This window comes from Pseudomonas sp. 6D_7.1_Bac1 (assembly GCF_025465945.1).
In the GTDB taxonomy this organism is placed as follows: domain Bacteria; phylum Pseudomonadota; class Gammaproteobacteria; order Pseudomonadales; family Pseudomonadaceae; genus Aquipseudomonas.
The window spans coordinates 1-25822 of sequence record NZ_JANLNW010000072.1 but is presented as its reverse complement, the minus strand read 5'-3'; the positions used below and the strand labels follow the sequence as shown (position 1 = coordinate 25822).

General features: G+C 59.1%; 20 protein-coding genes. 16 read left to right on the top strand and 4 right to left on the bottom strand.

Annotated features, from left to right (window positions below):
- Positions 1 to 86 precede the first annotated feature (86 nt).
- The 8 genes from NTD87_RS19710 to NTD87_RS19675 all read left to right on the top strand — a co-directional run bounded on the left by NTD87_RS19710 (position 87) and on the right by NTD87_RS19675 (position 10830).
- Positions 87 to 1712, top strand: coding sequence for an ABC transporter substrate-binding protein (locus tag NTD87_RS19710; RefSeq protein ID WP_262115870.1), 1626 nt, complete (start codon positions 87 to 89; stop codon positions 1710 to 1712).
- Between the two features lie 300 nt (positions 1713 to 2012).
- Complete coding sequence (locus tag NTD87_RS19705) at positions 2013 to 3614, top strand: ABC transporter substrate-binding protein (RefSeq protein WP_262115869.1); 1602 nt, start codon at positions 2013 to 2015, stop codon at positions 3612 to 3614.
- A 169-nt stretch (positions 3615 to 3783) separates the two neighbouring features.
- Positions 3784 to 5199, top strand: a complete 1416-nt coding sequence (locus tag NTD87_RS19700; RefSeq protein WP_262115868.1) for an OprD family porin — start codon at positions 3784 to 3786, stop codon at positions 5197 to 5199.
- 78 nt (positions 5200 to 5277) lie between these two features.
- Positions 5278 to 6873, top strand: coding sequence for an ABC transporter substrate-binding protein (locus NTD87_RS19695; protein WP_262115867.1), 1596 nt, complete (start codon positions 5278 to 5280; stop codon positions 6871 to 6873).
- A gap of 74 nt (positions 6874 to 6947) precedes the next feature.
- Positions 6948 to 7958: an ABC transporter permease subunit gene (locus NTD87_RS19690; protein ID WP_262115866.1), complete on the top strand. Its 1011-nt coding sequence runs from the start codon at positions 6948 to 6950 to the stop codon at positions 7956 to 7958.
- A gap of 10 nt (positions 7959 to 7968) precedes the next feature.
- Complete coding sequence (locus tag NTD87_RS19685) at positions 7969 to 8880, top strand: ABC transporter permease subunit (protein ID WP_262115865.1); 912 nt, start codon at positions 7969 to 7971, stop codon at positions 8878 to 8880.
- A 10-nt stretch (positions 8881 to 8890) separates the two neighbouring features.
- A complete protein-coding gene (locus NTD87_RS19680; RefSeq protein ID WP_071551842.1) occupies positions 8891 to 9859 on the top strand; it encodes an ABC transporter ATP-binding protein in 969 nt (322 codons plus the stop codon).
- Positions 9859 to 10830: a peptide ABC transporter ATP-binding protein gene (locus NTD87_RS19675; RefSeq protein ID WP_262115864.1), complete on the top strand. Its 972-nt coding sequence runs from the start codon at positions 9859 to 9861 to the stop codon at positions 10828 to 10830. Before NTD87_RS19680 ends, NTD87_RS19675 begins: the two co-directional genes overlap by 1 nt.
- A 110-nt stretch (positions 10831 to 10940) precedes the next feature.
- Here the strand turns inward: NTD87_RS19675 and NTD87_RS19670 are convergent, their stop codons facing one another.
- On the bottom strand, positions 10941 to 11177 hold the full coding sequence (locus NTD87_RS19670) for a hypothetical protein (protein WP_262115863.1): 237 nt from the start codon (positions 11175 to 11177) through the stop codon (positions 10941 to 10943).
- Positions 11178 to 11512: 335 nt separating this feature from the next.
- On the opposite strand from NTD87_RS19670, the gene NTD87_RS19665 reads away from it, so the two are divergent.
- A complete protein-coding gene (locus NTD87_RS19665; protein WP_262115862.1) occupies positions 11513 to 11878 on the top strand; it encodes a nuclear transport factor 2 family protein in 366 nt (121 codons plus the stop codon).
- 102 nt (positions 11879 to 11980) lie between these two features.
- Here NTD87_RS19665 and NTD87_RS19660 read toward each other — a convergent pair whose 3' ends face one another.
- Complete coding sequence (locus NTD87_RS19660; RefSeq protein ID WP_262115861.1) at positions 11981 to 13564, bottom strand: peptide chain release factor 3; 1584 nt, start codon at positions 13562 to 13564, stop codon at positions 11981 to 11983.
- A gap of 484 nt (positions 13565 to 14048) precedes the next feature.
- On the opposite strand from NTD87_RS19660, the gene NTD87_RS19655 reads away from it, so the two are divergent.
- From NTD87_RS19655 to NTD87_RS19635, 5 genes are all read left to right on the top strand, one after another.
- Positions 14049 to 14765, top strand: coding sequence for an ABC transporter permease (locus tag NTD87_RS19655; protein WP_262115860.1), 717 nt, complete (start codon positions 14049 to 14051; stop codon positions 14763 to 14765).
- A gap of 24 nt (positions 14766 to 14789) precedes the next feature.
- Positions 14790 to 15683 carry a glycine betaine ABC transporter substrate-binding protein gene (locus NTD87_RS19650; RefSeq protein WP_262115859.1) on the top strand — a complete coding sequence of 298 codons (894 nt, stop codon included), beginning with the start codon at positions 14790 to 14792 and terminating at the stop codon, positions 15681 to 15683.
- A 9-nt stretch (positions 15684 to 15692) separates the two neighbouring features.
- Entirely contained in the window at positions 15693 to 16346 is a 654-nt protein-coding gene (locus NTD87_RS19645) for an ABC transporter permease (RefSeq protein WP_262115858.1), read from the top strand.
- Positions 16343 to 17500: a betaine/proline/choline family ABC transporter ATP-binding protein gene (locus NTD87_RS19640; protein ID WP_262115857.1), complete on the top strand. Its 1158-nt coding sequence runs from the start codon at positions 16343 to 16345 to the stop codon at positions 17498 to 17500. The genes NTD87_RS19645 and NTD87_RS19640 overlap by 4 nt, the downstream gene beginning before the upstream one ends.
- A 472-nt stretch (positions 17501 to 17972) precedes the next feature.
- Positions 17973 to 19136, top strand: coding sequence for a type III PLP-dependent enzyme (locus tag NTD87_RS19635; RefSeq protein WP_262115856.1), 1164 nt, complete (start codon positions 17973 to 17975; stop codon positions 19134 to 19136).
- 99 nt (positions 19137 to 19235) lie between these two features.
- Here NTD87_RS19635 and NTD87_RS19630 read toward each other — a convergent pair whose 3' ends face one another.
- Together NTD87_RS19630 and NTD87_RS19625 are read right to left on the bottom strand one after the other, a co-directional pair.
- Positions 19236 to 19940, bottom strand: coding sequence for a tetratricopeptide repeat protein (locus tag NTD87_RS19630; protein WP_262116045.1), 705 nt, complete (start codon positions 19938 to 19940; stop codon positions 19236 to 19238).
- Between the two features lie 57 nt (positions 19941 to 19997).
- Positions 19998 to 20678: a Fe2+-dependent dioxygenase gene (locus NTD87_RS19625; RefSeq protein ID WP_262115855.1), complete on the bottom strand. Its 681-nt coding sequence runs from the start codon at positions 20676 to 20678 to the stop codon at positions 19998 to 20000.
- Positions 20679 to 20885: 207 nt separating this feature from the next.
- Here NTD87_RS19625 and NTD87_RS19620 point away from each other — a divergent pair, with 207 nt between their 5' ends.
- Positions 20886 to 23183: a TonB-dependent receptor gene (locus tag NTD87_RS19620; RefSeq protein ID WP_262115854.1), complete on the top strand. Its 2298-nt coding sequence runs from the start codon at positions 20886 to 20888 to the stop codon at positions 23181 to 23183.
- Between the two features lie 145 nt (positions 23184 to 23328).
- The coding region (locus NTD87_RS19615) for a sulfite reductase flavoprotein subunit alpha (RefSeq protein WP_262116044.1) at positions 23329 to 25822 on the top strand (2494 nt) is incomplete at its 3' end.

Here is a 25822-nt window from a genome sequence, read left to right as displayed (position 1 = left end):
GGGTACGGGCCCTGCATAAGTATCCGCAGGTCGACTCACGAGGTCGTCCTCTAATTCCAAAAATGACAACAAATCATGAGGCCACCATGCTTAAACACGCGGTCATTCCGTTTTTAGTCGGCGCAAGCTTGTTAGCTAGCGCTCCTTCCGCCTTCGCTGCGACTAACCTGGTGTTTTGCTCCGAAGGGAGCCCGGCCGGTTTTGATCCTGGTCAGTACACCACCGGAACCGACTTCGACGCCTCTGCTGAAACCATGTTCAACCGCCTGACCCAGTTCGAGCGCGGCGGCACCGCCGTTATTCCTGGCCTGGCCACCAGCTGGGATATTTCCCCGGACGTGAAGGAGTACACCTTCCACCTGCGTGAAGGTGTGAAGTTCCATACCACCCCGTATTTCACCCCGACTCGTGATTTCAACGCCGACGACGTGCTGTTCACCTTTAATCGCATGATTAACAAGGATGACCCGTTCCGCAAAGCGTACCCGACCGAATTCCCGTACTTCACCGACATGGGCATGGATACCAACATCGCCAAGGTCGAGAAGGTCGATGACCATACCGTCAAGTTTGTCCTGAACACCGTAGACGCCGCGTTCATCCAGAACATGGCCATGAGCTTCGCGTCCATCCAGTCCGCCGAGTACGCCGCCAAGCTGCTCAAGGAAGGCAAACCGGGTGACATCAACCAGAAGCCGATCGGCACTGGCCCGTTCGTGTTCAAGAGCTACCAGAAAGACTCCAACATCCGTTACACGGGTAACAAGGACTACTGGAAGCCGGACGACGTCAAGATCGACAACCTGATCTTCGCCATCACCACCGACCCGTCGGTGCGTATCCAGAAGCTCAAGAAAAACGAATGCCAGGTCACCCTCTTCCCGCGTCCGGCCGACCTCAAGGCCCTGGGTGAAGACAAAGACCTGAAGCTGCCGCACCAGGCCGGTTTCAACCTGGGCTATATCGCCTACAACGTGATGCCGGTGCTCAAAGGCCGTACCGACGCCAACCCATTGGCCAACCTCAAGGTCCGTGAAGCGCTGGACATGGCGGTGAACAAGCCGCAGATCATCGATTCGGTTTACCAGGGCGCAGGTCAATTGGCGGTCAACGCCATGCCACCAACGCAGTGGTCCTACGACACCACCATCAAAGATGCCAAGTACGATCCTGAAAAGGCCAAGGAACTGCTCAAGGAAGCCGGCATCAAGCCGGGTACCGAGATCACCCTGTGGGCCATGCCGGTTCAGCGTCCGTACAACCCGAACGCCAAGCTGATGGCTGAAATGCTGCAGTCCGACTGGGCCAAGATCGGCCTGAAGGTCAACATCGTCAGCTACGAATGGGGCGAGTACATCAAGCGTTCCAAAGGCGGCGAGAACCAGGCGATGATCATCGGCTGGAGCGGTGACAATGGTGACCCGGACAACTGGCTTGGCACCCTGTTCGGCTGCGATGCCATGAACGGCAACAACTTCTCGAAATGGTGCGACAAGCCGTACGACGCCCTGATCAAACAAGCCAAGTCCACCCCGGACCAGGCTAAACGCACCGAGCTGTACAAGCAGGCGCAACACCTCCTCAAAGATGCAGTCCCGATGACACCTATCGCGCACTCGACGGTGTATCAACCCATGCGCAACACCGTGCAGGACTTCAAGATCAGCCCGTTTGGCTTGAACTCCTTCTACGGCGTCAGCGTCAGCAAGTAAGGTTTTGCAACGGCGGCGTCCTTGACGTCGCCGTTGCTCTATCTGCCAAGACAGCTGGAATTCGCCTACTTCCCAAACCACTGCGGACTACTGCAGCGGGTTTAGGACGTGTCGCCTTTTCCTACCTGTTTTTCAGGCCCTACGCCTTTACCGCCTGATCTTCGACCCCTACCGTCGAGGTCCGGTCGTGCTGTCGCTGCGGCTGGCAACTGCTGGACCCATGGCTTTGATTCAGTGATACCTGAACGTCCCCGGACGGGACGACGGCTCACTGTTACACCTAAAAAGAGAGGGAGCGTCATGCGCCATACCTTGGTTTTATCCGCATTGCTGGGCACCGGTCTGTTGGCCGCCACGTCTGTCAGTCAGGCCGCCAATAACAGCCTGGTGTTTTGCTCCGAGGGCAGCCCCGCGGGCTTCGACACCGCGCAGTACACCACTGCGACTGACAACGACGCCGCCGAACCGCTGTACAACCGACTGGCCGAGTTCGAAAAAGGCTCCACCAGTGTCGTACCGGGCCTGGCCACTCGTTGGGATATTTCCGAGGATGGTCTCAAGTACACGTTCCACCTGCGCGAAGGGGTGAAATTTCACACCACCAAGTACTTCACGCCGAGCCGCGACTTCAACGCCGACGACGTGTTGTTCACCTTCAATCGCATGCTCGATGCCGAGCACCCATTCCGTAAGGCTTACCCGACCGAGTTTCCGTACTTCAACGGGATGAGCCTGAACAAAAACATCGCCAAGGTCGAGAAGACCGGGCCGTTGACCGTGGTCATGACCCTGAACTCGGTAGACGCCGCGTTCATTCAGAACATCGCCATGAGTTTCGCCTCGATTCTTTCCGCCGAATACGCCGACCAGTTGCTGGCGTCCGGCAAGCCGAGCGAGATCAACCAGAAACCGATCGGCACCGGGCCGTTCGTGTTCAAGAGCTATCAGAAAGATTCCAACATCCGTTACACCGGCAACAAACACTACTGGGACCCGAGCCGGGTCAAGCTCGATCAGCTGATTTTCGCCATCAACACCGATGCCTCGGTGCGCGTGCAGAAGCTCAAGAAAAACGAATGCCAGATCACCCTGCACCCACGTCCGGCCGATGTCGAAGCGCTGAAAAACGACCCCAAGCTGCAACTCATCGAAAAGCCCGGTTTCAACCTTGGCTACATCGCCTACAACGTGCGGCATAAACCCTTCGACCAGCTCGAAGTGCGTCAGGCGCTGGACATGGCGGTGAACAAGCAAGAGATCCTCAAGGCCGTGTACCAGGGCGCGGGACAACTGGCGGTCAACGCCATGCCTCCGACCCAGTGGTCCTATGACGAAACAATCAAAGACGCCGCCTACAACCCGGAAAAAGCCAAAGCGTTGCTCAAGGCTGCCGGGGTCAAGGAAGGCACAGAGATCACTCTCTGGGCGATGCCCGTGCAGCGGCCATACAACCCGAACGCCAAGCTGATGGCTGAGATGCTTCAGTCGGACTGGGCGAAAATCGGCCTGAAAGTGAAGATCGTCAGCTACGAATGGGGCGAGTACATCAAGCGCACCAAGAATGGCGAGCACGACATCAGCCTGATCGGCTGGACCGGCGACAACGGGGACCCGGACAACTGGCTGGGCACGCTGTACAGCTGCGACGCGATTGGCGGCAACAACTACTCCATGTGGTGTGACCCGCAATACGACAAGCTGATCAAGCAAGCCAAGATTGTCACCGACCGCGAGCAACGCACGGTGCTCTACAAACAGGCTCAGCAATTGCTCAAGCAGCAAGTGCCGATCACCCCTGTCGCCCACTCGACGGTCAACCAGCCGTTGAGCGCCAAAGTCGAAGGATTCAAGGTCAGCCCCTTCGGCCGTAACGTGTTCTCGGGTGTCAGCATCGACCAATAACTGATTAGCCAAAACCCTGAGGGCGATTTTGCCCTCGCGCAAAGGTGTTGCCTGAATTCGGCGAACACGCCATAGGCAAACGTTTGCAATGCGTGAATGAGTTCTAAACCAAATAGCCGGATGACAAAAAAAGACCGGCATTAATAAAAGAAAGACAGGAGCTTCACCCATGAAACTGAGCAGCACCGCGTTATTGGCCTTGGCCATCAGCAGCGTGACCGCCACGGCTTACGCAGACACCCAGAGCCAGGATTTCACCCCGGTTACGGTCAAAACCACCAGCGCCCAGTCCGAAGCCACCGGCTTTCTCGAAGGTCAGAAGCTCGACGGCAGTACCCGTAACTGGTACGCCAACGAACAACTGCAGCGTGGCGGTAAGTTCAAATACAACAAAGACGGCACCTTGGTTGAGACCGATCGCCGTATCAACTGGGTTCAGGGCACCATCCTCAAGTACAACTCCGGCTTCACCGAAGGCACTGTCGGTATCAGCACTGAAGTCGCGGCGTACAACGCCATTGCTCTGGATCGTGACCGCAAGGACCTGGCCTCCGGCTTCGGCAACGTACCGGGCGATCATCCAGCTGCCGGGAACAACCGTACGCTGACCAAAGCAGGCGGTGACGCCCAGGACCAGTGGAGCAAACTGGGCCTGGCCAACGTCAAGGCCCGTGTCTCCAACACCACCCTGACTGCTGGCCGCCAGAATTTCAGCAGCCCGATGGTCGATGTGATCGGTAACCGTGCCCTGCCTTCGAGCTTCGAAGGTGTGGCGATCCACAGTGAAGAGCTGAACAACCTGGCCTTCGACCTCGCCACGTTCGATCGCAACTCTCCGCGTACCGAAGAGAGCGAGCGTAAATTCCGTTCCGAATACGCCGACACCATCATCGAAGTCGATCACGTGAACACCGCGGGTATCACTTACCAGCCGTTCAGCAGCGTGAAAACCAGCCTGTGGGCCACCCAGGCCGAGGACATGTGGAACCAGTACTACTTTGGCGCCAACCACGTATTGGGCGATAGCTCGGTGCTGAGCCTGACCAGTGACCTGAACTACTACAAAACCAAGGACACGGGCAAAAGCAAACTCGGCAAGATCGACAACGATGCCTACTCCCTGTCGTTCGGCCTGACCCACCAGGCCCACAGCCTGACGTTCGCCTGGCAGCAAATTGTCGGTGACGAGTACTTCGACTACCTGCACGAAACCAACGGCATCTACCTGGCCAACTCCCTGCTGTCGGACTTCAACGGCCCGAACGAGAAGTCCTTCCAGGTCGCCTATGGTCTGAACATGGCGGAATACGGCGTGCCAGGCCTGAAGTTCAATATCTACCAGGCTCGTGGCTGGGGTATCGACGGTACTCACTACCAAGGCGGCGCCTACAACAGCGTGCTGAAGATGGACGGCGAACACCACTACGAATACGGCATTGGTGCTACGTACGCCGTACAAAGCGGCCCGCTCAAGGCCACCACGCTTCGCGCGACTTACACCGCGCACCGTGCGAGCGAAAACCAGGCTGACGGCAGCATCAACGAGTTCCGTCTGGTCACCACTATTCCATTCAAGATTCTCTAAACGCCAGTCGAACGGCTGACTCAGTGACGAGTCGGCCGTTCTGCGATTCTGGTCCAACTGATTGCAGAGGGGTTATTGATGAAAATGCTTCCTTTACGAGCGGCGATTGCCGCCGCACTACTGAGTGTCGCTGTCGGCGCCTCGGCCAAACCCTTGGTGGTCTGTACCGAAGCCAGCCCGGAAGGCTTCGATATGGTCCAGTACACGACTGCAGTCACAGCCGATGCGGTGGCCGAAACCATTTTCAACCGCCTGGTGGACTTCAAACCCGGCACCACCGAAATCGAACCGGCACTGGCCGAGAGCTGGGACATCAGCCCTGACGCCCTGACGTACACCTTCCACCTGCGCAAAGGTGTGAAGTTCCACACCACTGATTATTTCAAGCCGACCCGCGACATGAATGCCGACGACGTGGTCTGGAGTTTCCAGCGTCAGCTGGACCCGAAACACCCGTGGCATGACAAGTCCAGCGTGGGCTTCCCGTACTTCGAAAGCATGGGCTTCAAGGAACTGCTCAAAAGCGTCGAAAAAGTCGACGACCAGACCGTCCGGTTTACTCTGACCCGCCCTGAGGCACCGTTCCTGCCTGACGTGGCCATGGCCTTCTCCTCGATCTACTCCGCCGAGTACGCCGACCAGTTGCTCAAGGCCAACAAGACCGCCGACCTGAACAACAAGCCGATCGGCACCGGGCCATTCATCTTCCAGCGTTACGCCAAGGACGCCCAGGTGCGCTTCAAGGCCAACACCGAGTACTTCCGCGGCACCCCGCCCAGCGAAGCGCTGATTCTGGCCATCGCCACCGACAACAACGTGCGCCTGCAAAAGCTCAAGGCCAACGAGTGTCAGGTTGCGCTGTACCCCAAGCCGGATGACATCCCGAGCATCAAGGCTGACGCGAACCTGAATGTCGCTGAAATGGACGCGATGACCACCTCGTACACCGCGCTGAACACCTCTCGCAAATACATGAGCGATGTGCGCGTACGCCAGGCGATCGAAATCGCCTTCGACAAGCAGGCTTACGTCAACGCACTGTTCGGCAAGGGTAACGCCAGCGTGGCGGTCAACCCGTACCCGCAGACCCTGCTTGGCTTCAACCATAAACTGCAGAACCCGCCTCACGACCTGGACAAGGCTCGCGCCCTGCTCAAGGAAGCCGGCGTGCCGGAAGGCACTGTGTTCACCCTGTTCACCCGTAACGGTGGCGGCCCGACCAACCCGAACCCGATGCTCGGCGCACAGATGATGCAATCGGACCTGGCCAAGGTCGGGATCAAGGTTGATATTCGCGTCATGGAATGGGGCGAAATGCTTAAACGCGCGAAAAACGGCGAACACGATATGGTGTCTGCCGGATGGGCGGGTGATAACGGCGACCCGGATAACTTTTTGACGCCTATGCTCAGTTGCGAGGCGGCGAAAAACGGAGAAAACTACGCCCGCTGGTGCAACGCAAAGTTCCAGGCGTTGATCGACCAGGCCCGTGAGAAGACCGACCCGGTCGAACGTGCGGCGCTCTATGAACAGGCCCAGGAGATATTCCACCAGGACCAGCCATGGATCAGCATGGCGCACACCAGAATGTTTACTGCCATGCGCAAGAACGTCGAGGGCTATCACATTAGCCCCCTGACCACTAACAACTTCGCTACCACCCAAGTGAAGTAGATAAGAAAACGCCCGGCAACGTTGACCCCAACGCTGCCGGGAACGCCTAACCGGCTGATGAGGTACACCAGAAGATGTTTAGTTTTATTGCCCGCCGATTGGGATTATTGATCCCCACGTTCTTCGGCATCACCTTGTTGACTTTCGCGTTGATTCGCATGATTCCTGGCGACCCCGTGGAAGTCATGATGGGCGAACGTCGGGTCGATCCCGAAATGCATGCTCAGGCAATGGAACGCCTTGGTCTGAACAAGCCGCTGTACGCCCAATACCTGGACTACATCGGCAAACTGGCCCACGGTGACCTGGGTGAATCCCTGCGTACCCGTGAAAGCGTATGGACCGAGTTCACCTCGCTGTTCCCGGCGACCCTGGAACTGTCCTCGGCGGCCCTGCTGTTCGCCGGCGTTCTCGGGCTATTGGCCGGGGTGATCGCGGCGCTGAAGCGAGGATCACTCTTCGACCATGGGGTAATGGGCATCTCCCTTGCGGGGTATTCGATGCCGATCTTCTGGTGGGGCCTGATCCTCATCATGTTCTTCTCGGTATCCCTGGGCCTGACCCCGGTGTCCGGGCGGATCGACCTGCTTTACGACATAGAGCCAAGAACCGGCTTCATGCTCATCGACACCCTGCTGGCCCATGACACCGGCGCATTCTTCGATGCCCTGCACCACCTGATTCTTCCGGCCATCGTGCTCGGCACCATCCCGCTGGCGGTGATCGCCCGGATGACCCGCTCCTCGATGCTCGAAGTCCTGCGTGAAGACTACATTCGCACCGCCCGGGCCAAGGGCCTGTCGCCGTCGCGCGTGGTGTTCGTTCACGGCCTGCGCAACGCCTTGATCCCGGTACTGACCGTGGTCGGCCTGCAAGTCGGCACTTTGCTGGCCGGTGCGGTTCTGACCGAAACCATCTTCTCGTGGCCCGGTATCGGCAAATGGCTGATCGAAGCCATTGGCGCCCGGGACTACCCAGTGGTGCAAAACGGAATTCTGTTAATCGCCTGCCTGGTGATTCTGGTCAACTTTGTAGTGGATATTCTTTATGGCTTCGCAAACCCACGCATCCGTCACCAGCGCTGAGACCCTACGCATGAGTACTCCAACGACCTCCGTAGCAGTCGACCAAAGCCTGCTGTATCCGTCACCGTACAAAGAGTTCTGGCAAGCCTTCTCCAAGAACAAGGGTGCCGTCGCCGGCCTGTTGTTCATGCTGCTGGTTATTTTTTGCGCGATTTTCGCCCCGTGGGTTGCTCCACATAACCCGAGCGAGCAGTTCCGCGACTTCCTGCTGACCCCGCCAGCCTGGCTGTCAGGTGGGCAGATGCAATACCTGCTCGGCACCGATGAACTGGGTCGCGACCTGCTGTCGCGCCTGATCCACGGTTCGCGCCTGTCCTTGCTGATCGGTTTGTCGTCGGTGGTCATGTCGCTGATCCCGGGGATCCTGCTGGGTCTGTTCGCCGGGTTCTTCCCGCGCCTGCTTGGCCCGACCATCATGCGTCTGATGGACATCATGCTGGCCCTGCCATCCCTGCTGCTGGCTGTGGCGATCGTCGCCATCCTCGGCCCTGGCCTGATCAACACCATTATCGCCATCGCCGTGGTTTCGTTGCCGTCCTATGTTCGTCTGACCCGCGCCGCGGTGATGGGCGAACTGAACCGCGACTACGTGACCGCCGCACGCCTGGCCGGTGCCGGTCTGCCACGTCTGATGTTCGTCACCGTGCTGCCTAACTGCATGGCGCCGCTGATCGTTCAGGCAACCCTGAGTTTCTCCTCGGCGATTCTCGATGCCGCGGCACTGGGCTTCCTCGGCCTTGGCGTACAACCGCCAACCCCGGAGTGGGGCACCATGCTGGCTTCGGCTCGCGACTACATCGAACGCGCCTGGTGGGTCGTCAGCCTGCCTGGTTTGACCATTTTGCTCAGCGTGCTGGCAATCAACTTGATGGGCGACGGCCTGCGCGATGCGCTGGACCCGAAACTCAAGAACGCCGCCTGAGGAGATTCAAATGTCACTGTTAGAAATCAAGAATCTCAACGTTCGCTTCGGCGACAAGAACGCCGTCCCGGTGGTCGATGGCCTCGACATTTCCGTGGACAAAGGCGAAGTTCTGGCCATCGTTGGCGAGTCGGGGTCCGGCAAGTCCGTGACCATGATGGCGCTGATGGGCCTGATCGAACATCCAGGCATCGTCACCGCTGACGCTCTGAATTTCGACGGCAAGAACATGCTCAAGCTCAGCAACCGTCAGCGTCGGCAAATCGTCGGCAAAGACCTGGCCATGGTCTTCCAGGACCCGATGACCGCACTGAACCCGAGCTATACCGTCGGTTTCCAGATCGAAGAAGTGCTGCGCCTGCACCTGAAAATGTCCAGCAAGGCCGCCCGCAAGCGCGCCATCGAGCTGCTGGAAAAAGTCGAAATCCCGGGCGCCGCAAGCCGTATGGATGCCTACCCGCACCAACTCTCCGGCGGTATGAGCCAACGTGTGGCAATTGCCATGGCGATTGCCGGCGAACCGAAACTGCTGATCGCTGACGAACCGACCACCGCGTTGGACGTGACGATCCAGGCGCAGATCATGGACCTGCTGCTGGCGCTGCAAAAAGAGCAGAACATGGGCCTGGTGCTGATCACCCACGACCTTGCCGTGGTCGCCGAAACCGCTCAGCGCGTGTGCGTGATGTACGCCGGCCAAGCGGTAGAAGTCGGTCAGGTGCCGCAGTTGTTCGACATCCCGGCACACCCGTACAGCGAAGCGCTGCTCAAGGCCATTCCCGAACACAGCCTGGGTTCCTCGCGCCTGGCCACCCTGCCAGGCATCGTTCCTGGCCGTTATGACCGTCCGCAAGGTTGCCTGCTCTCGCCGCGCTGCCCGTACGTGCAGGACAGCTGCCGTCAACAACGTCCAGGTCTGGACCCGAAAAGCAACAGCCTCGCCCGCTGCTTCTATCCTTTGAATCAGGAGGTGGCGTAATGGCCGTCGTTCTCACCGCCCGTGACCTGACCCGTCACTACGAAGTCTCCCGCGGCCTGTTCAAAGGCACCGCGCTGGTACGCGCGCTCAACGGCGTGTCATTCGAACTCGAAGCCGGCAAGACCCTCGCCGTGGTTGGCGAATCCGGCTGCGGCAAGTCGACCCTGGCCCGCGCCCTGACGCTGATCGAAGAGCCGTCTTCGGGCTCGTTGAAAATCGCCGGGCAAGAAGTGACCGGCGCTAACAAGGCCGAACGCAAACAACTGCGCAAAGACGTGCAGATGGTGTTCCAGAGCCCTTACGCCTCGCTCAACCCACGGCAGAAAATCGGTGACCAACTGGCCGAGCCTCTGCTGATCAACACCAAGCTTTCCGCGGCCGAACGCCGCGAAAAAGTCCAGGCGATGATGAAGCAGGTCGGCTTGCGCCCTGAGCACTATCAGCGTTATCCGCACATGTTCTCGGGGGGTCAGCGCCAGCGGATCGCCCTGGCACGCGCCATGATGCTGCAACCCAAAGTGCTGGTCGCGGACGAACCGACCTCGGCGCTGGACGTGTCGATTCAGGCTCAGGTGCTGAACCTGTTCATGGACCTTCAACAAGAGTTCAACACCGCCTACGTATTCATCTCCCACAACCTGGCGGTGGTGCGTCACGTCGCCGATCAGGTGTTGGTGATGTACCTCGGCCGTCCGGTGGAAATGGGCCCGAAAGAAGACATTTACACCCGTCCTCTGCACCCCTACACCCAGGCACTGCTGTCGGCCACACCGACGATCCACCCGGATCCGACCAAGCCGAAAATCAAGATCGTCGGCGAACTGCCGAACCCGCTGAACCCGCCGTCCGGCTGCGCTTTCCACAAGCGCTGCCCGTACGCCACCGAACGGTGCAGCACCGAAGAGCCAGCCCTGCGCCTGCTCGACACCCGCCAGGTGGCCTGCCATTACGCCGAGCAATTCGTCGTATAAGCCGGGCATGAGAAAGCGCCCTCTCGGGGCGCTTTCAACAGGTCAACCAAACCCCTCCTCCTTCGACTGCGCATCAGTCCGGCAGGAGGGGTTTTCTTTTTTCTGAATCCTTAACCCTGAGTATCGTCTTCGCTATCGTCGGAGGATGGGTCCTCATCACCTTTACTGTCACCCTGCCCCTGGCTCTGATCACCCGTGGCGACCATCAAGCCACTGCCCTGCACACTTTTTGCTGCCCAGAAACCCTGGTCCTGCACCGCACCGCTGCTCGCCCACGCTGCCGAAGTGCCCACCGACAGCAACACCAGCACTTTGATCAGTAAAACCATGCGTTGAAAAATGCTCATAGCTGATTCCATCCTTTCGTAGGTGAATCACGGATAGCTACCGACCGCGTTCTCAGCGACCGTAGCGCTGTCTGAAATCTAGTCTGGATAGACGGGATTGACCAGATAGGACACTAACGATGGTCGCCAATTGCCTTTTGCCAAAAGACAGATTTGGAATAATGATTAGGCAAAAAGGCTATTTCGGCTACGATCTTTTGATCTTGTTTTTTGGCGAAAAGGCTCGCTCTGGCTCGATAGCTGTCGAAGCAGTCCCAAGATCAACCGCGCGGAGTGTCAGAAGTTTTGGTTCTACGCTAAGGTGAGACCGTACGACTCAGACAAAGGCCATTGCCATGGAACTGTCGCAGACACTGCTGAAACTCGAACAACGCCTCCAGTCGCAGGCAACCCGACGCGATGCAGAAGAAATCTCACGCCTGCTCGCCGACGACTTCATCGAGTTCGGCGCCAGTGGTAGCATCTGGACCAAGGCCGAAGTGGTCGAGCAGTTGCCTAATGAGGCGTTCACCCAGCGCACCATCAGCGAATTCGCAGCCAAACAGTTATCTGAATACACCGTATTGGTGACCTATCGCTGTCACACTACCTCCATTGGCCAGCACTGCCCCACCAACAGCTTGCGCAGTTCGATCTGGCGCAGGCAGGGCGAGCATTGGCAGATGGTTTTCCATCAGGGAACACCTCTCCCTCAGCGATGACTGCCAACCAGTTTTCTGTAACAAGCCCGCGCTGTTAATTACTTCAGGCACAAAAAACCCCGCAGCTTTCGCAACGGGGTTTTGGGTGTTACCGATCAGCGCTTAATGATGCTCACGCGTCGCACGGAATTTCACGTCCGGCCAGCGCTCTTCCATCAGCGCCAGGTTGACCCGGGTCGGGGCCAGGTAGGTCAGGTGACCACCGCCGTCGATCGCGAGGTTTTCCACGGCCTTGATGCTGAACTCTTCGAGCTTCTTCTTATCGCTGCAATCGATCCAGCGGGCGGAATAGACGGTAATCGGCTCGTAGGAGCACTCGACCTTGTATTCCTCTTTCAAGCGGCTGGCGACCACATCGAACTGCAGCACACCAACGGCGCCGAGGATGATGTCATTGCTGCGCTCGGGGAAGAACACTTGGGTGGCGCCTTCTTCGGCCAGTTGCTGCAAGCCCTGACGCAGTTGCTTGGACTTGAGCGGATCACGCAGGCGTACCCGGCGGAACAGTTCCGGGGCGAAGTGCGGGATACCGGTGAAGCCCAGGACTTCGCCTTCGGTGAAGGTGTCGCCGATCTGGATGGTGCCGTGGTTGTGCAAACCGATGATGTCGCCGGCAAAGGCTTCTTCCAGTTGCTCACGCTCGGAGGAGAAGAAGGTCAGCGCATCGCCGATCCGTACGTCCTTGCCGGTGCGCACGTGGCGCATTTTCATGCCTTTTTCGTACTTGCCGGAGCAGATACGCATGAAAGCAATGCGGTCGCGGTGTTTCGGGTCCATGTTCGCCTGGATCTTGAACACGAAGCCCGCAAACTTCTCTTCAACCGGCTCGACAGTACGCTCATTGGCCACTCGGGCCAGCGGCTTCGGCGCCCAGTTGACCACGGCGTCGAGCACGTGATCGACACCGAAGTTGCCCAGCGCGGTGCCGAAGAACACCGGGGTCAGTTGGCCGTCCAGGAATTCCTGTTGATTGAATTCGTGGCAGGCGCCCTGCACCAGCTCCAGCTGTTCGATGAAGCGCTCGTACTCGTCACCCAAATGAGCGCGGGCTTCATCGGAGTCGAGCTTCTCGATGATTTTCACCTCGGTACGCTCGTGGCCGTGGCCCGCGGTGTAGACGATGATGTAGTCGTCGGCGAGGTGATAGACGCCTTTGAAATCGCGGTAGCAACCGATCGGCCAGGTGATCGGCGCGGCCTTGATCTTCAGGACGGCTTCGATTTCGTCGAGCAGTTCGATCGGGTCGCGAATGTCGCGGTCGAGTTTGTTGATGAAGCTGACGATCGGCGTGTCACGCAGACGGCAAACGTCCATCAGGGCGATGGTCCGTGGCTCTACGCCTTTACCACCGTCGAGGACCATCAATGCCGAGTCGACCGCCGTCAGGGTGCGGTAGGTGTCTTCGGAGAAGTCTTCGTGGCCCGGGGTGTCGAGCAGGTTGATCATGTGATCGCGATACGGGAACTGCATGACCGACGTGGTAATGGAAATACCACGCTGCTTTTCCATTTCCATCCAGTCGGAGGTGGCATGACGGTCCGACTTTCGGGATTTCACCGTACCGGCAATAGCAATGGCCTTGCCCATCAGCAAGAGTTTCTCGGTGATGGTGGTTTTACCCGCATCGGGGTGGGAAATAATGGCGAAAGTGCGGCGTTTCGCGACTTCGGCGGCCTGTTTGGTCATGGGAAATCGCCTGGCAGGTGATTCAAAAAAGGGCGGCGAGTATAGCGTAAACACACGGCTACGGACCACCGTTCGCCCCGTAGCGGCTGCCGAGCCTGTGAGGCTGCGTTCGGCTGCGCAGCGGCCGTAAATCAAACAATGCGATCTTTCAGGCATACCGCGTTTAACGGTTTTACGACTGCTTCGCAGCCGAACGCAGCCTCGCGGGCTCGACAGCTGCTACGGGATGTGAGGCGGCCGGGGGTGGCTAAATGCTGCTAATTATGGAACCTTTTAAACCGTGGAGGCGTCCACTCCCCTGTTACGGCTTGTCGTCAGGGGCTGAAATATCAGCAAGTCAGCCTGACGAGGCTGCGCTTATGGCTCGATCTCATGCCGCTTTTCCGGCATTGGCGAGCTGCTTTTCGCGATCACTTTTTCGGCAGCCAGGCATGGCGTTGCCACACGAGAAAGTGTTCGCCGACTGAAATAAAGGAGTCCGCCTGTGGCTATTCGCTATGGCAAAGGGCTGACAGGAGGAGCGGTTGTCGTCGCCCTTCTGGCCCTGCTGATCCACTGGATTGGCATCAACACGATCGAACAGTACCGCGACGATTTGTTGTTTTACCTGCAAGCTCATCTGATTCTCGTCCTCGCTTCCATGCTGGCCGCCCTCGTTGTGGGCATCCCCGCCGGTATCTTCCTCAGCCGCCCGACCATGGTCGGACGCGCCGAACGCTTCATGCAGCTCTTCAACATCGGCAACACCGTGCCGCCTCTCGCCGTATTGGCCATCGCCCTGGGGTTTCTCGGGATCGGCAGCGGCCCCGCCATCTTCGCGTTGTTCCTCGCCTCCCTGTTGCCCATCGTGCGCAACACCTACGAAGGACTGAAAAACGTTCAGGGGTCACTCAAGGAGGCAGCCGTCGGCATAGGCATGACCCCGAGTCAGGTGCTCTGGCGAGTCGAATTGCCGAACGCGGTGCCGATCATCATCGGCGGTGTGCGGGTGGCGTTGGCAATCAACGTCGGCACCGCACCGCTGGCGTTCCTGATCGGCGCCAACAGCCTGGGCAGCCTGATTTTCCCCGGCATTGCCTTGAACAATCAGCCGCAATTGATCCTCGGCGCAGCCTGCACCGCCCTGCTGGCATTGCTGCTCGACGGTCTGGTGACACTGGCCAGCCGCCTCTGGCTGGAACGCGGTTTACCCCAGTCTTAACTCCGGCTGAGCGAAGGAATCATCATGAAGACATCAAGCTTGTTACTAGGCTGCGTCCTGCTGTGCGCAGGATTTGCCCACGCCGCCGACAAACCACTGATCCGCATCGGCGCCAGGGTGTTCACCGAACAAACCCTGCTCGCGGAAATCACCTCGCAATACCTGCGGACCCAGGGTTACGACGTCCAGGTAACTGGCGGTCTGGGCAGCAGTCTGGCCCGCAGCGCCCATGAAAACGGCCAACTGGACCTGATGTGGGAATACACCGGCGTATCGCTGGTGGCCTACAACCATGTCACCGAGAAACTCGACAGCGAACAGTCCTACGCCCGGGTTAAACAACTCGACGCGAAAAAAGGGCTGGCCTGGCTCACTCCATCGAAATTCAGCAATACCTACGCCTTGGCGCTACCGAAGAACGTTGCCGATGAGTATCCGCAGATCAACAGCATCAGCGACTTGAACAGCGTGTTGCAGCGCGATCCGAAGACCCATCACCTGGTGGCGCTGGACACCGAGTTCGCCAACCGTTCCGACGGCCTCGCCGGCATGGTCAAGCTCTACGGCATGAACCTGACCCGCAACAACATCCGCCAGATGGACGCCGGGCTGGTCTATACCGCACTGCGTAATGGCCAGGTGTTTGCCGGCCTGGTCTACACCACCGACGGACGCTTGAACGCCTTCAAGCTGAAACTGCTGGAAGACGACAAGCACTACTTCCCGGACTACACCGCCGCCCCCGTGGTCCGACAGGCGTACCTCGACGCCCACCCACAACTGGCCGAACAACTCAAACCGCTGGCCGAACTGTTCGACGACCAAACCATGCGCCAGCTCAATGCGCGGGTCGACGTCGACCACGAAAGCCCTTCCGCCGTGGCCGCCGATTTCTTGCGCCAACACCCCATCAACTGAGGAAAAGCCATGGAATTTCTCAACGCCTTTTCCCACCTGGACTGGCCGCTCGTCCTGCACCTGACCTGGCAACACGTCGCTCTGGTCGGCATCGCCGTCACCCTGGCGATTGTGGTCGGCGTGCCGCTGGGCATTCTGATGACACGCTTCCCGACGCTGGCAGGTCCCTTGCAAGCCAGCGCCACGGTGTTGCTGACCATCCCGTCGATTGCACTGTTCGGCCTGCTGCTGCCGTTCTACTCGAAATTTGGTCAGGGCCTGGGGCCGATGCCGGCCATCACGGCGGTGTTTCTGTACTCCCTGCTACCGATCATGCGGAACACCTACCTGGCACTGAGCGACGTCGAGCCGGGTATTCGCGAAGCTGCGCGCGGTATTGGCATGACCTTCGGCCAGCGCCTGCGGATGGTCGAGTTACCGATTGCGGTGCCGGTGATCCTCGCCGGCGTACGCACCGCCGTGGTGATGAACATTGGTGTGATGACCATCGCCGCGACCATCGGCGCCGGTGGTCTGGGTGTACTCATTCTCGCTTCCATCAGCCGCAGCGACATGTCGATGCTGATCGTCGGCGCGGTGCTGGTCAGTCTTCTGGCCATCTTCGCCGACTTGCTTGTGCAATGGCTGCAACGTTCGCTGACTCCAAAAGGGTTACTCAAATGATCGAACTTCAAAACCTCAGCAAAACCTTTCACAGCAACGGCAAGGACATCAAGGCCGTGGACTCGGTGAACCTGACCGTCAACGAAGGCGAGATTTGCGTGTTCCTCGGGCCGTCGGGCTGCGGCAAAAGCACCACGCTGAAAATGATCAACCGCTTGATCAAACCGACCTCGGGCAAAATCCTGATCAACGGCGAAGACACCACCGACCTCGACGCCGTGACGCTGCGCCGTAACATCGGCTATGTGATCCAGCAGATCGGCCTGTTCCCGAACATGACCATCGAAGAAAACATCACCATCGTTCCGCGCCTGCTCGGCTGGGACAAACAGAAATGCCACGACCGCGCTCGCGAGTTGATGAGCATGATCAAGCTCGAACCCAAGCAGTATCTGAGCCGCTACCCGCGTGAGTTGTCCGGAGGCCAGCAACAGCGGATCGGCGTAATCCGCGCTCTTGCCGCTGACGCCCCATTACTGCTGATGGACGAACCGTTCGGTGCGGTGGACCCGATCAACCGCGAAATGATCCAGAACGAGTTCTTCGAGATGCAGCGTGCATTGGGCAAGACCGTAATCATGGTCAGCCATGACATCGACGAAGCGATCAAGCTCGGCGACAAGATCGCGATCTTCCGCGGCGGCAAACTGATCCAGGTCGACCACCCGGATACCCTGCTCGCGCACCCGGCAGATGATTTTGTCAGCAACTTCGTCGGCCAGGACAGCACGCTCAAGCGCCTGCTGCTGGTCAAGGCCGAAGACGCGGCGGACAACGCGCCGTCGGTCAGCCCGGAAACGCCGGTGGCCGAAGCGCTGGAATTGATGGACGAACTCGACCGCCGCTACGTGGTAGTCACCTGCGCCGACAACAAGGCCCTGGGCTACGTACGCCGCCGCGACCTGCACCGTCAGACCGGCACCTGCGTGCAATACCTGCGCGAGTTCAACGCCACGGCGGCCTATGACGAGCACCTGCGGATCCTGCTGTCGCGCATGTACGAGTTCAATCGCTCGTGGCTGCCGGTAATGGACGCCGAGCGGGTGTTCCTCGGTGAGGTGACCCAGGAGTCGATTGCCGAGTACCTGAGCTCCGGACGTTCGCGTGGTGGCAAGACCAGCATTGTTTCGCCTGCCGAGACTGCGTTGGCTTGATCTGACGCCTTCGCGAGCAGGCTCGCTCCCACATTGGATCTGTGGTGTGCATGCATTATGTGCATCAACACAAACCACCTGTGGGAGCGAGCCTGCTCGCGATTGGGGACAACACCAATCGCCTCTGAAACACCTCAAAAATCCCTTCAAAGGGAACATCACACTGTCATGCAGGTCGGTTACATCAGTATCTGACCGAGGCCGCACGACGGAAGCGTGCAAAAACGCGACATTTTTTGTTGATCTCAAGGCGCTCAGGTCCTAAAGTTCGCGCCGAACGTCCATGCTGGAAACGATCCATCCGGCTCAAGTACTGACGACGAGACAGCAAGGTCACCCGCGGCGCAGCGCCAGGTTGACCTTTTTGCTTTCGGCGACATGCCTTGGGAAGTAGGCGAACCAAAGTGGGGATACGGAGGACGTTCATTTGCACCCATTGTTTTTACCCGTTTGCCAATAGGAGCTCCCAAGTATGTCGATCAACGTCGAAGACTATTTCGCGCGCGAAACCTTTCAGAAAATGAAGGCCTTCGCCGACAAACAAGAAACCCCGTTCGTGGTCATCGACACCGCGATGATTGCCCAGGCCTATGACGACCTGCGCGCCGGTTTCGAATTTGCCAAGGTTTACTACGCGGTCAAGGCCAACCCGGCCGTCGAGATCATCGACCTGCTCAAAGAGAAGGGCTCGAGCTTCGACATCGCTTCGATCTACGAGCTGGACAAAGTGCTGGACCGCGGCGTCAGCCCGGATCGCATCAGCTATGGCAACACCATCAAGAAATCCAAGGACATTCGCTACTTCTATGAGAAGGGCGTGCGTCTGTATGCCTCCGACTCCGAAGCCGACCTGCGCAACATCGCCAAGGCTGCACCGGGTTCGAAAGTCTATGTGCGCATCCTGACCGAAGGCTCGACCACCGCCGACTGGCCTTTGTCGCGTAAATTCGGCTGCCAGACCGACATGGCCATGGACCTGCTGATCCTCGCTCGCGACCTGGGACTGGTGCCATACGGCATCTCCTTCCACGTCGGCTCGCAACAGCGCGACATCAGCGTCTGGGACGCGGCAATCGCCAAGGTCAAAGTGATCTTCGAACGTCTGAAAGAAGAAGACGGCATCCATCTGAAGCTGATCAACATGGGCGGCGGCTTCCCGGCCAACTACATCACCCGCACCAACAGCCTGGAAACCTACGCCGAAGAAATCATCCGTTTCCTCAAGGAAGACTTCGGTGACGACCTGCCGGAAATCATCCTTGAGCCAGGCCGTTCGCTGATCGCCAACGCCGGCATCCTGGTTAGCGAAGTGGTGTTGGTCGCGCGTAAATCCCGTACCGCGGTAGAGCGATGGGTGTACACGGATGTGGGCAAGTTCTCCGGCCTGATCGAAACCATGGACGAAGCCATCAAGTTCCCGATCTGGACCGAGAAGAAAGGCGAGATGGAGGAAGTGGTGATCGCCGGCCCAACGTGCGACAGCGCCGACATCATGTACGAGAACTACAAGTACGGTTTGCCGCTGAACCTGGCCATCGGTGACCGCCTGTACTGGTTGTCGACCGGTGCGTACACCACCAGCTACAGCGCTGTTGAGTTCAATGGCTTCCCGCCGTTGAAGTCGTTCTACGTGTAAGCCCTACCGGTAGAAATCAAAAAGCCCATGACCTGTCATGGGCTTTTTTGTGGGTCGCTGATTGTTGAATGATCGTTACCACACGAGCGTGGGAACGATCTATGCCTCTTTCTCTAACTCGGCCAGCCGTAGCTGATAATCCGTGGCCAGCGCCTGGATCTGCGGATCGCGCGCACTTGACAGCGCCGAGCCTGCCACTCTCAAGAACTTCAAATTGCCACCGGACAATGCCTCGCGCAGCCAGGTCAACGCAGCCTCGATCTGTCCTTGGTCGGCCAGCACTGCCGCATAACTGAACTGCCCACGAAAGTCCCCGCCCTGGGCCGAGCGCCGATACCAGTCCATTGCAGCGAGAGGATCCGCCACACAGAATCGCCCCTCTTCCAGATAACGCCCCAGCAGGTTCATCGACTTGGCGTGGCCCAATTCAGCGGCGCGACGATAACAGGCCAACGCCTGCGCCTGGTCCTCGACCACGCCACGACCGGTGGCGAGCAAATTGGCGTAGTTGTACAACCCCCAATCCAGCCCTGCTTCGGCGGCCTGACGGTAATCTCGTGCCGCCGCGCTGGCATTGGCGACGCAACCCCAACCGTGCTCATGGCAGCGGCCGAGCATGTTGCGCGCCATCGGATGCCCGCCGTTGGCGGCAATCTCGAACCAGCGCAAGGCCAGCGGCTGATCCTGCTCGATGCCCTGCCCGTCCAGCAGGATCTGCCCGAGCAACGCCTGCGCATCGAGAACGCCTTCGCGCGCCGCAATCAGAATCGCCTGGGCTGCCCGTGCCGGGCTTTCCTCCAGCATGGCCTTGAGCCGGTCACCGTCGAGGATTTCCTCGCGGCGCAAACGAAAGTCCGTCACTTACACCTCGACCCAACGGCGCAACAGGTTGTGATAAGTGCCGGTGAGACGGATCAGCGACGGGTGATCGGGCAGGTCCTGGGTCAACTGCTGGATCGCTTCGTCCATCTCGAACAGCAAGGCGCGCTGGCTGTCTTCGCGGACCAGGCTTTGGGTCCAGAAGAACGACGCATAACGTGTACCGCGAGTGACCGCGTTGACCTTGTGCAGGCTGGTGCCCGGATAGAGCACCAGGTCGCCGGCCGGCAACTTCACTCGTTGGGTACCGAAGGTGTCTTGGATTTCCAGCTCACCGCCGTCGTACTCATCCGGGTCACTGAAGAACAACGTGGACGACAGGTCGGTGCGAACGCGCTCGATGCTGCCCTTGGGCTGACGCACGGCGTTGTCGATATGAAAGTCGAAGCTGCCACCCGTGGTGTAGCAGTTGAGCAGTGGCGGGAAGACTTTGTGCGGTAACGCCGCTGACATGAATCGCGGATGTTTCCACAACCGTTCGAGCATCGCCGCGCCGATTTCCTGAGCCAGCGGGTGACCTTCCGGCAGTTGCAGGTTGTGCTTGGCCTTGGCCGATTGATAGCCGGCGGTGATCTTGCCATCCGCCCAGTCAGCCTGCGCCAGAGCCTCGCGAATGCGCTGTACCTCTTCACGGGAGAACAAGCCGGGAATATGCAGCAGCATGAGGCAATACCTGAAAGCGAAAGGATCTTAATGGTATTGATTCTTATTGGCTATGTAAAATCGGCATGACGATCGAGTCAGTCAAAACCGTAACGAAAAACTGTAAAGAATGTAAATTCAACGCAAATAGAAATATATCTCAATTGATACAAATACGTATTTACCCTATATTCCGCGGCCTCAAATCCTTGGGGAGGGGAATTCACAATGTCACGCCAACCACAACAATCACCGGTCAGCTCACCGCGTTTGCTCGCTTCTGCAATTGGCGTGGCAATCACCGCCAGCTCCGCAGCCCACATGGCTTACGCAGCCGAAAAGACCGACGAAAAAACGCCGCGCAATGCGATTTCCCTGGATGCCACCAGCGTTACCGGTGAAGCCCAGGACTCAACCTCCTATCAGGTCGAAAAAGCCTCTTCACAGAAGTACACCGCACCGCTGGTCGATACCCCGCGCTCGGTCACTGTGGTTCCGCAGCAAGTGCTCAAGGACACGGCAGCCACATCGCTGCAAGATGCGCTGCGCACCGTACCGGGCATCACCTTTGGTGCCGGTGAAGGTGGCAACCCTCAAGGCGACCGTCCGTTCATTCGTGGTTTCGATGCCCAGAGCGATACCTATCTGGATGGCGTGCGTGATACTGGCGGCCAGACCCGCGAGATCTTCGACATCGAATCGATCGAAGTCAGCAAGGGCCCCAACTCCTCCTTCGGTGGTCGCGGCTCGGCCGGCGGTAGCCTGAACCTGGTGAGCAAGACACCGAAGCAGCAAGACTTCACCAATGGCGGCTTCACCTACGGCTCCGACCAGACCCGCCGTTATGTACTCGACGTAAACCGTCAGTTCCTCGACAACGCAGCGTTCCGTCTGAACCTGATGAGCCACGAGCAGAACGTTGCAGGCCGTGACGCGATCAACTACGACCGTTGGGGCGTGGCGCCGTCGCTGACCTTCGGCCTCGGTACGCCGACCCGCGTCAACCTCAGCTACTACCACATGGAAAGCAACGACCTGCCGGACTCGGGCATTCCCTACGGTTACAGCAACAACGGTGCTAAAACACCGCACGTCCACGACAAGCCTGACGATGGTGGCGACAGCAGTAACTTCTACGGTCTCAAGAACCGGGACTTCCGCAAGACCCGTGCAGACATCAGCACTCTTTCCATCGAACACGACCTCAACGACAACATGACGCTGAAAAATACCCTGCGTCATGGCAATACTGGCCAGGATTATGTCCTCACCCAGCCGGACGACAGCCAGCACAACGTCAATCAGTTCGGGACTGTCTGGCGTCGCGCCAACACTCGCGTGTCCAATACCTCGACCACCACCAACCAGACCGATCTGTTCGGTGAGTTCCAGGCACTGGGTTTCAAGAACAACTACTCCACCGGTCTTGAAATCACCCGTGAAACAAGCTCGGTTACAGGCTACACCGTCACCCCGAACAGCAACCCGGTGGGCGGCTGCAAACCGGGCATGATCGGTACGGGTAACGGCAGCTGTACCTCGCTGAGCAATCCGAACCCGAATGACAACTGGACCGGTACGGTTGCGCGCAACTACGCCGGCACCGACACCAGCGCCAACACCCGCGCGGCCTATGTGTTCGACACCATCGAGCTCGACCCGCAATGGCTGGTGAACCTCGGCGCACGTTACGACACATTCGATACCCAGGCCAAAAACACCACCACCGGCAAAACCAGAAACGACAGCCAGTTCTGGAACTGGCAGGCGGGCCTGGTCTGGAAGCCGCTGGAAAACGGCAGTGTCTACGCGTCCTATGCCACCTCCGCAACACCGCCAGGTGCCATGCTCAATGAAGGCGCCGACGGTAACCCGCTGACCGCCGGCAACAGCATCATCCAAAGCGACCTGGAACCGGAAACCACCAAGAACTACGAGTTGGGCACCAAGTGGGATGTCTTCCACAACCGCGTCTCGCTGACCGCTGCGATCTTCCGCACCGAAAAAGAAAACACCCGTGTTCTGGTGTCCAACAACACCTATAAAAACGCCGGGACTTCACGCGTTGACGGCCTTGAGCTGTCGGCCAGCGGCAAGATCACTGACAAGTGGCAAGTGTTCGCCGGTTACAGCTACCTGAAAAGCGAGTTGGTCGACCCAGGTCTGACCGGACGTAACGGTGCGATCACGGCCGGCGCGGCGTCGGCCAAAGGCAACGAAATGCCGAACACACCGAAGAACAGCTTCAGCCTCTGGACCACCTATGAAGTGATGCCGAAGCTGACCATCGGTGGCGGCGCCTTCTATGTCGACGAGGTTTACGGCGATACCGCCAACACCGTGTACGTACCGTCCTATACCCGCTACGACGCCATGGCCAGTTACAAGCTGACCAAGAATGTCGATCTGCAGCTGAACGTGCAGAACCTGACGGACGTGACTTACTACGACAAAGCCTACGCGGCGCACTTCGCCAACCAGGCAGCAGGCCGTACAGCCCTTCTCACCACCAACTTCCACTTCTGATTCAAATGTGAAGTGCCAAGCCCCGCTCATTCCGATGAGCGGGGCTTTTGTGTGTAAAAAGGAATGTTTCTCGACAACTCACGGCATAATGCGCGCCGTGAGATTTGTAGTGAACAAACAGTTTCAGACGAACAAGGCGGTCGACGTGTTGAAGAAAACCCTGTTCCAGCTGCATTGGTTCTTCGGCATCAGCGCGGGCCTGGTGCTGGCCTTGATGGGCATGACCGGTGCGGCGGTGTCGTTTCAGGACGAAATTCTGCGGGCACTGAACCCACAGGTCTTGCAGGTCGAAAAGCAGGTAGCCGGTGTGCTGCCGCCGGCCGATCTGGTGGCCAGGGTCGAAGCCACCGAAGGCAAGAAAGTCGCGATGCTCTGGGTCGAAACCGAGAGCGGCTTTGCGGCGCGCGTGTTCTTCACCCCGCCGCCGGGCGAGCGCCGTGGCCAGATGCGCTACGTCGATCCATACACCGGCGACTACATGGGCGATGCGGTCGGCCAGGACTTCTTTGGCCTGATGCTGCAACTGCACCGTTTTCTGGCAATGGGCGACACCGGCCGACAAATCACCGGTGCCTGCACCCTGATCCTGATTTTCTTCTGCCTGTCCGGGCTCTACCTGCGCTGGCCGCGTCAGGTGGCGAGCTGGCGTGTCTGGCTGACCCTCGACTGGGCGAAAAAAGGTCGCAGCTTCAACTGGGATTTGCACTCGGTCGCGGGCACCTGGTGCATGTTGGTGTATTTGCTGGCTGCGCTGACCGGGTTGTCCTGGTCCTACGAGTGGTACAACAAGGGCCTGAACAAACTGCTGTCCGACGCGCCGCAAAACGAGCGCGTCAGACCGGGGCGTGGTGCCCCGCCACCCGCCGGCCCCGCGCCGACCGCCGATTACAACGCGATCTGGAGCAGTATCTACAGCGCCGCCGGTCCAGGCCTGAGTGCCTACAACGTGCGCATGCCGCCCGTGGCCGGACAACCAGCGACCGTGTTCTATCTGTTGAAAAACTCGCCCCACGAACGGGCGCTGAACCAGATCACCCTCGACCCGGTCACCGGTGTGATCAGCCGCCACGATCGCTATAGCGACAAGAGCTTCAAGGCGCAACTGTTGACCAGCCTCTACGCGCTGCATGTCGGCAGTTATTTCGGTATCGTCGGGCGGATGGTGCTGATGCTGGCCTCGTTGACCATGCCGTTGTTCTTCATCACCGGTTGGTGGCTGTACCTGGACCGTCGACGCAAGAAGCGCCAGATCAAAAACGCCCGCAAAGACCTGGTGCACACCACCAGCGATACCCCGGCATGGCTGATCGGTTTTGCCAGCCAGAGCGGCTTTGCCGAACAGTTGGCCTGGCAGACCGCCAGCCAGTTGCAAGCTGCCGGGTTGCCGGTGAAGGTTCAAGCGCTGGCGGCTGTCAGCGAGCAGGATCTTCGTGAATCGAGCAACGCGCTATTCGTAGTCAGCACCTTTGGCGACGGCGAAGCACCGGACAGCGCTCGTGGTTTCGAGCGCAAGGTGCTGGGCCGGGCGCTGAGTCTTTCGAGCCTGAACTACGCGGTGCTGGGTCTCGGTGACCGGCAGTATCAGCACTTTTGCGGTTTCGCCCGGCGCTTGCACACCTGGCTTTCGAAACACGGTGGCACCACGCTGTTCGCCCCGGTGGAAGTCGACAGCGGCGACCCGTACGCCCTGCGCCATTGGCAGCAGCAACTCGGTCAACTGACCGGGCAGCCGCCAGTCGACACCTGGAAAGCCCCGAGCTACAACAACTGGACCTTGAGCAAACGTGAACTGCTCAACCCGGACAGCAGTGGCTCCGGCGTCTACTTGTTGGGCCTGACAGCGCCCGATACCAGCAGCTGGCTGGCTGGCGACCTGGTGGAAGTACTGCCGCGCAACAGCCCCGGAGCGATTGCACATTTCCTTGAAGGGCTGGGCATCGCCGGCAACACGCGGGTGCAGCGCGATGGCTTGTCAGAAACCCTGGAACAAGCCTTGGCCAGCCGTCAGTTGCCGGAGAATCGCGTGCACCTGATCGGCTTGCAGGCCCAGGCCCTGGTCGACGCACTGGTGCCATTGACCATGCGCGAATACTCGATCGCCTCGATTGCCGCCGACGGCATGCTTGAACTGCTGGTGCGCCAGGAATGCCACGCCGATGGCAGCCTGGGAATCGGCTCCGGCTGGCTGACCGAGTCCGCTCCATTGGGTTCAGCTATCAGTCTGCGAGTACGGCGCAACAGTGGTTTCCATTTGCCGGCCACGCCTGTGCCGATGATTCTGCTGGGCAACGGCACCGGGCTGGCAGGCTTGCGCAGTTTGCTCAAGGCGCGGATTGCCGATGGCCAGACACGCAACTGGCTACTGTTCGGTGAACGCAATCGCGAGCATGACTTCCTCTGCGGTGATGAACTGGTGGAATGGTTGATCGCCGGAGACCTGGAGCGCCTGGACCTGGCGTTTTCACGGGATCAGGCCGAGAAGATCTACGTTCAGGATCGCCTGCGCCAACGAGCCATCGAGCTGAAGAAATGGCTGGCGGACGGTGCATCGATCTACATCTGCGGCAGCTTGCAAGGGATGGCGTCGGGGGTGGATCAGGTGCTCAACGAGGTGCTCGGTGCCGATGAGGTCGAGCGGT

Coding starts and splice junctions, on each gene's coding strand:
- NTD87_RS19710 (WP_262115870.1), top strand. CDS start 87: ATGCTTAAACACGCGGTCATTCCGTTTTTAGTCGGCGCAAGCTTGTTA.
- NTD87_RS19705 (WP_262115869.1), top strand. CDS start 2,013: ATGCGCCATACCTTGGTTTTATCCGCATTGCTGGGCACCGGTCTGTTG.
- NTD87_RS19700 (WP_262115868.1), top strand. CDS start 3,784: ATGAAACTGAGCAGCACCGCGTTATTGGCCTTGGCCATCAGCAGCGTG.
- NTD87_RS19695 (WP_262115867.1), top strand. CDS start 5,278: ATGAAAATGCTTCCTTTACGAGCGGCGATTGCCGCCGCACTACTGAGT.
- NTD87_RS19690 (WP_262115866.1), top strand. CDS start 6,948: ATGTTTAGTTTTATTGCCCGCCGATTGGGATTATTGATCCCCACGTTC.
- NTD87_RS19685 (WP_262115865.1), top strand. CDS start 7,969: ATGAGTACTCCAACGACCTCCGTAGCAGTCGACCAAAGCCTGCTGTAT.
- NTD87_RS19680 (WP_071551842.1), top strand. CDS start 8,891: ATGTCACTGTTAGAAATCAAGAATCTCAACGTTCGCTTCGGCGACAAG.
- NTD87_RS19675 (WP_262115864.1), top strand. CDS start 9,859: ATGGCCGTCGTTCTCACCGCCCGTGACCTGACCCGTCACTACGAAGTC.
- NTD87_RS19670 (WP_262115863.1), bottom strand. CDS start 11,177: ATGAGCATTTTTCAACGCATGGTTTTACTGATCAAAGTGCTGGTGTTG.
- NTD87_RS19665 (WP_262115862.1), top strand. CDS start 11,513: ATGGAACTGTCGCAGACACTGCTGAAACTCGAACAACGCCTCCAGTCG.
- NTD87_RS19660 (WP_262115861.1), bottom strand. CDS start 13,564: ATGACCAAACAGGCCGCCGAAGTCGCGAAACGCCGCACTTTCGCCATT.
- NTD87_RS19650 (WP_262115859.1), top strand. CDS start 14,790: ATGAAGACATCAAGCTTGTTACTAGGCTGCGTCCTGCTGTGCGCAGGA.
- NTD87_RS19645 (WP_262115858.1), top strand. CDS start 15,693: ATGGAATTTCTCAACGCCTTTTCCCACCTGGACTGGCCGCTCGTCCTG.
- NTD87_RS19640 (WP_262115857.1), top strand. CDS start 16,343: ATGATCGAACTTCAAAACCTCAGCAAAACCTTTCACAGCAACGGCAAG.
- NTD87_RS19635 (WP_262115856.1), top strand. CDS start 17,973: ATGTCGATCAACGTCGAAGACTATTTCGCGCGCGAAACCTTTCAGAAA.
- NTD87_RS19630 (WP_262116045.1), bottom strand. CDS start 19,940: ATGCTGGAGGAAAGCCCGGCACGGGCAGCCCAGGCGATTCTGATTGCG.
- NTD87_RS19625 (WP_262115855.1), bottom strand. CDS start 20,678: ATGCTGCTGCATATTCCCGGCTTGTTCTCCCGTGAAGAGGTACAGCGC.
- NTD87_RS19620 (WP_262115854.1), top strand. CDS start 20,886: ATGTCACGCCAACCACAACAATCACCGGTCAGCTCACCGCGTTTGCTC.